This window comes from Paenactinomyces guangxiensis, from assembly GCF_016055185.1.
Taxonomy (GTDB): domain Bacteria; phylum Bacillota; class Bacilli; order Thermoactinomycetales; family Thermoactinomycetaceae; genus Paenactinomyces; species Paenactinomyces guangxiensis.
The window spans coordinates 1-2,771 of record NZ_JAECVR010000055.1; the positions used below are offsets into that span (position 1 = coordinate 1).

Sequence of the window (2,771 nt, forward strand, 5' to 3'; positions counted from 1 at the left end):
AGAAAAAAGCTCTAAAACTACTGAAAAGGTCCATCAGTTAGCCTAGAGCCAGTTTTCTATCTTGAGAGAGGATTTTACACACAATTTTGGACTTGATCAAAAGTAATCTTGCTATAATCGGTATGTATATGTTTGACCCTTCCATTTTTGAATCGATCAACCATATTACTCCATCAAAAAGAGAAGAATATGAAATTACGGATGCTATTCAGTGGATGATTAATCAAAGTTTCCCGATTTCTTATTCAATTACCAACAAAAACTATACAGATGTAGGTACGATTGAAAGATGGTTGGCTGCTAACCAATGGGTGCTTACTGACCGGCTTGGAAATAAGGTGCAGATTGGAGTTAACACAAAACTAGAAAATTGTATTTTAAAAGGTCCTGTTCTCATCGGAAATAATTGCACAATCAAAAATGCATGTATTGGGCCTTATGTTTCGATTCAAGATGATTCAGTCTTAATGAATTGTACTGTAGAAAACAGTATTTGCCTTAGGAATATAAAAATGATGAATTTAGGTCCTCCAATTTCTAACAGTATTTTGGGGGAACAGACCACATTGCAAGGAATATTCGAGGAGATAAGAAAGGCGCATGTTATTATAGGAGATCATTCCCAAGTTTTCATTCCTTCAGTACAAATAGGTGAAGGTGATTAAAAAATAGTTTTGTTTCAAAATTAATGTTGTTTGTGAAACCGAGCATAACGACCATCATGCTCTCTCACAGACCTGGTTAAATTATATTGCAAGTGTAGAAGCTGTGGTAACCCGCAACAAGACGGAAAGACTCCGTGGAGTTGTCCTTAGGTTGAGAGGACTGGGATGGACATACCGCTTTGGTACCAGTTGTCTCGCCAGAGCACTGCTGGGTAGCCATGTATGGAAGGGATCAGTGCTGAAAGCATCTAAGCGCAAAGTCCCCCAGCATGGCTTTTTGTGGGGGTCCCATCTGTTCAAATGATTTTTGTTTTTTATTGTAAAAGAGATAAGGTTTTATTAGAATATCAAGAGTACAAAAGAATACAAAAAAACTTTACATATTATCCCTGGTGTAAAGAGCAAAAATACTCAATAGTCATCAAACTGAAAAGGGGCAACAGGCATTTCTGATTCCTGTTTCCGTTATGGGATCTGAATCTCGCCGGACCCAAAGAAAATTTGTGTAGAACGCTTTCAAATGTACCTTAATTTCAGTATATATTTAAACTGTCTTTATATAATACAAAGGGCTGAACGGGCACCTTGCTTGTATCCAAAGTAAACTCACCGTTGTAAAAAGAATATTTTCCCATAAAAAATGTATTGATTTTGTTTTAGAAACCTGTTAAAGTATCATATTGTCAATAGCACTTTCTGTGTAACAAGTAAGTGTGTATAGCTCTGCGGGCGAGCAACTGTCTTGTAAGCAGGAGATCAGCGGTTTGATCCGCTTAAAACATGGAGGGATACCAAAGTGGTTAAATGGGGCGGACTGTAAATCCGCTGGCTATGCCTTCGTAGGTTCGAATCCTACTCCCTCCACCACTGGTTATTGGGGAGTAGCCAAGCGGTAAGGCAACGGACTTTGACTCCGTCATGCGTAGGTTCGATCCCTACCTCCCCAGCCAATATATATGAGCCATTAGCTCAGTTGGTAGATTTAATCAGAGGGTCGAAGGTTCGAGTCCTTCATGGCTCACCATATTCTTGAAAAAATGACTTCTTGTTATTGTTGACTTTTAGTCCGATTCATAGTAAATTATTCATTGTCGATATTATATAAAGTTAAATATTAAATATATATCATGCGGTCGTGGTGGAATTGGCAGACACGCTATCTTGAGGGGGTAGTGGCCGCACGGCTGTGCGAGTTCGAGTCTCGCCGACCGCACCATACAAAGGTTTGCGGGTGTAGTTCAGTGGTAGAACATCGGCCTTCCAAGCCGAATGCGAGGGTTCGATTCCCTTCACCCGCTCCATTTCCCGATATTCCTCAGTAGCTCAATGGTAGAGCGCCCGGCTGTTAACCGGTAGGTTGCAGGTTCGAGTCCTGCCTGAGGAGCCATGCTTCCTTAGCTCAGTCGGTAGAGCGCTTCCATGGTAAGGAAGAGGTCACCAGTTCGAGCCTGGTAGGAAGCTCCAGATTTGGCCCGTTGGTGAAGCGGTTTAACACACCAGCCTTTCACGCTGGCATGCAGGGGTTCGAATCCCCTACGGGTCACCATTTATATATCAGGCTGGATTGTCCGATCTTACCTGTGGACGGTTAGCTCAGCTGGGAGAGCATCTGCCTTACAAGCAGAGGGTCGGCGGTTCGATCCCGTCACCGTCCACCACTAGTCCGGGGAGCTGTGGTGTAGAGGCCTAACATGCCTGCCTGTCACGCAGGAGATCGCGGGTTCGAATCCCGTCAGCTCCGCCACCAAGATCTTAGCGCTTCAGCAAGGAGAAACGAATAACTTTGGCGGTCGTGGCGAAGTGGTTAACGCACCGGATTGTGGCTCCGGCACTCATGGGTTCGATTCCCATCGATCGCCCCATGACATAAACTATGCGGAAGTGGCTCAGGGGTAGAGCATCGCCTTGCCAAGGCGAGGGTCGCGGGTTCGAATCCCGTCTTCCGCTCCATTTTCTCAAAAAATGTTGATATAATAGCTCAGCCGTGATAGGATAGATCCTATCGCAACAAACGAAACAAAGTGTTCCTTGAAAACTAAAGAGTGATTACACGACCTGTTGATTCTTTTTGAGCAATCAAACTTCATGGAGAGTTTGATCCTGGCT

Annotated in this window: 1 protein-coding gene and 12 tRNA genes; all 13 read left to right on the forward strand. The window is 43.6% G+C overall.

Annotated elements, in window-relative coordinates; translation table 11 throughout:
- Positions 1-86 precede the first annotated feature (86 nt).
- Entirely contained in the window at positions 87-665 is a 579-nt protein-coding gene (locus tag I8U27_RS20220; protein WP_181755126.1) for a sugar phosphate nucleotidyltransferase, read from the forward strand.
- Between the two features lie 782 nt (positions 666-1,447).
- Positions 1,448-1,532, forward strand: a tRNA-Tyr gene (locus I8U27_RS20225).
- Between the two features lie 8 nt (positions 1,533-1,540).
- Positions 1,541-1,615 (forward strand) — tRNA-Gln (locus I8U27_RS20230).
- Between the two features lie 8 nt (positions 1,616-1,623).
- Positions 1,624-1,689 (forward strand) — tRNA-OTHER (locus tag I8U27_RS20235).
- A 105-nt stretch (positions 1,690-1,794) separates the two neighbouring features.
- Positions 1,795-1,881, forward strand: a tRNA-Leu gene (locus I8U27_RS20240).
- An 11-nt stretch (positions 1,882-1,892) separates the two neighbouring features.
- A tRNA-Gly gene (locus tag I8U27_RS20245) sits at positions 1,893-1,966 on the forward strand.
- Positions 1,967-1,977: 11 nt separating this feature from the next.
- Positions 1,978-2,052, forward strand: a tRNA-Asn gene (locus I8U27_RS20250).
- A gap of 1 nt (position 2,053) precedes the next feature.
- Positions 2,054-2,129, forward strand: a tRNA-Thr gene (locus I8U27_RS20255).
- A gap of 5 nt (positions 2,130-2,134) precedes the next feature.
- A tRNA-Glu gene (locus tag I8U27_RS20260) sits at positions 2,135-2,211 on the forward strand.
- A gap of 36 nt (positions 2,212-2,247) precedes the next feature.
- Positions 2,248-2,323 (forward strand) — tRNA-Val (locus I8U27_RS20265).
- 9 nt (positions 2,324-2,332) lie between these two features.
- Positions 2,333-2,409: transfer RNA gene (locus I8U27_RS20270), tRNA-Asp, on the forward strand.
- A gap of 42 nt (positions 2,410-2,451) precedes the next feature.
- Positions 2,452-2,527, forward strand: a tRNA-His gene (locus tag I8U27_RS20275).
- Between the two features lie 13 nt (positions 2,528-2,540).
- Positions 2,541-2,615: transfer RNA gene (locus tag I8U27_RS20280), tRNA-Gly, on the forward strand.
- Positions 2,616-2,771 lie beyond the last annotated feature (156 nt).